Annotated in this window: 2 protein-coding genes; both read right to left on the bottom strand. The window is 67.6% G+C overall.

Annotation, left to right across the window (positions count from 1 at the left end):
• Positions 1 to 187: 187 nt before the first annotated feature.
• Positions 188 to 433, bottom strand: coding sequence for a hypothetical protein (locus tag ACWEQL_RS42215; RefSeq protein ID WP_452156899.1), 246 nt, complete (start codon positions 431 to 433; stop codon positions 188 to 190).
• A 641-nt stretch (positions 434 to 1,074) separates the two neighbouring features.
• A partial coding sequence (locus ACWEQL_RS42210) for an MMPL family transporter (RefSeq protein ID WP_452156897.1) occupies positions 1,075 to 2,213 on the bottom strand: 1,139 nt, incomplete at its 5' end.

The following is a 2,213-nucleotide window of genomic DNA, read 5'->3' as shown; positions in this document are numbered from 1 at the left end:
CGGTAGCGACGTTCAGGCTGCCCGGAGGCCTGGAGCCGCTCGGCGAAGGCCTCGTCCACGATCAGTGGCAGCGGCAGGTAGGCCAGGCGGCGCTGTTCGGTCATCACACCGATGATCGATGCGCCTTCGTGGCACACACCGCTCGGACAGGCTCTCGGTGGATGCGGCTCCCCGGCGCCGGCCGCGCTCATTTCTTGATCCGCACCTGGTCGGCAGCGAAGCGCCGAAGCGCGATCATCAGATCGTTGTGCGGAATGCCGTACCACCAGGTGTTCCGCTCCAGCCGAACACCGATGGGCTTTTCCGGCAGGAGGTCCCCCAGTGCCAGCGCACCGGCCTGAGCCACCGCCCGACTGATCCTCTCCTGCTGATCCTCGGTCAGCTCGACGCCGGTAAGGACGAACCTGAACTCGTGCTTGCCGATCTTGTCCACGGTATCTCCCTTGATCGAAGATGTTCGGTCATTTCCGAAGTCCGTAGGCTGCTCGTGCAACCCCCTCGGGGCGGGCCACCCGTAACCGGCCCTGCGTTGAAAGCGGTGACAGGGGGACAGCGGTCGTGTTTCCTGGGGTTGCCCAAGTGGCTTGCTTATCTCTGGGAGTCGATGGGCGGTCGGCCAACCCGCCCTCCGGCGTGAATGTGCAGGTCGGGCCTCAGGCGTATTCGGCCTCGGAGCCGCCGGCCTCCGCCAGGACCACTTCGACGGGGCCATTCGTCATGCGGAATGACTTCTTCAACCGGGACGGGCGACATCCGGTCCATCAAATGCAGTGCGACATTGAAAGTACGATAGCAGGCCTATTCCGCCAAGCGGTATCCCTGGCGTGGGGTGGCCTGAAGATCCTTCGAGGCCTGACTGTGGACGGCGGTTTCGGCAGCTCAGCAGCAGGTTGAAGTGCAGGGACGACCGCCGCGTCCTCGTTGCTGGCCTTAATTTGCCAGAAATTGGCGCCGATTGACATTTTGCCGGCGATTCTGACTTCTTCTTGCGGCTATTTGTCTCCTGGCTCGCCGATGACAGCCGGGAAGCGCGGGCCCAGCACCCCCGCCGCCAAGGGCGGGCAGGGGGTCGAGTCAACGGTCTACCAGCCGTGGACGAGGGGCCTCGCCCGTGGATTCCATGTCGGTGTCGTCGGCTGCGTCGATGCCGACCGGGCCTCGGGGGAGTATCCGGTCCAGCCACCCCGGCAGCCACCAGTTGGCCCGGCCGAGGAGTGTCATGGTCGCCGGTACCAGCACCATGCGTACGACCGTGGCGTCGATGAAGATCGCGGTGGCCAGGCCGAGCCCGAACATCTTGGCGGAGGGGTCCTCGGCGACGGCGAAGGACAGGAAGACCGCCACCATGATGAGGGCGGCCGAGGTGATGATCCGGGCGGTGCCCGAGACACCCTCGACGATCGCCGTGCCGTTGTCGCCGGTGCGCAGGTACTCCTCGCGTACGCGGGAGAGGAGGAACACCTCGTAGTCCATCGACAGGCCGAACAGGATGGCGAAGAGGAACATCGGGATGAACGACACGATCGGAACCGTCGCTTCCAGCCCGATGAGTGCGCCTCCCCAGCCCCACTGGAAGACCGCGACCATGATGCCGTAGGCCGCGCCGATGCTCAGCAGGTTCAGCAGTACCGCCTTGAGCGGTACGAGTACCGAGCGGAAGACCAGCATCAGCAGCAGGAACGACAGCGCCAGCACGGCGGCGACGAACACCGGCAGGCGTTGGCTGGTGCGTTGGCCCACATCGGACAGGCTCGCGGCGGCGCCGCCGACGTGGGCCCTGGCCGTGCCGTGCCCGGTCGCCGTGGGCAGCACCTCGGTGCGCAGCCGGGCGATGGTGTCGGCCGTGGCCTTCTCCTGCGGGCCGGTGGTCGGGAACACCACGAGGGTCGCGATGCCGGTGGCCCGATCGATGTGCGCCGGCGCGACGGATGCGATGCCCGGATCCGCCGTGACCTTCGCGACGAGTCGGTCCAGCACTCCCGGATCACCGGCGGGGTCCGCGGCGATGACGAGGGGACCGTTGGTGCCCGGGCCGAACCCCTCGGCGACGAGGTCGTACGCGCGGCGCTCGGTACGGCTCTGAGGCAGCGACCCGTCGTCGGGCAGGCCGACGCGCAGGCCGAGCACGGGCAGCGTCGCCGTCAGCAGCAGCCCCGCCGCGCCGACCGCGTACGGCACCGGGTGCCGGCTGACGTGCCCGATCCAGCGTCGCC

The organism is Kitasatospora sp. NPDC004240 (assembly GCF_053603215.1).
Note: the sequence above shows the minus strand (reverse complement) of the source record. Positions and strands in the feature narration are given on the sequence as shown.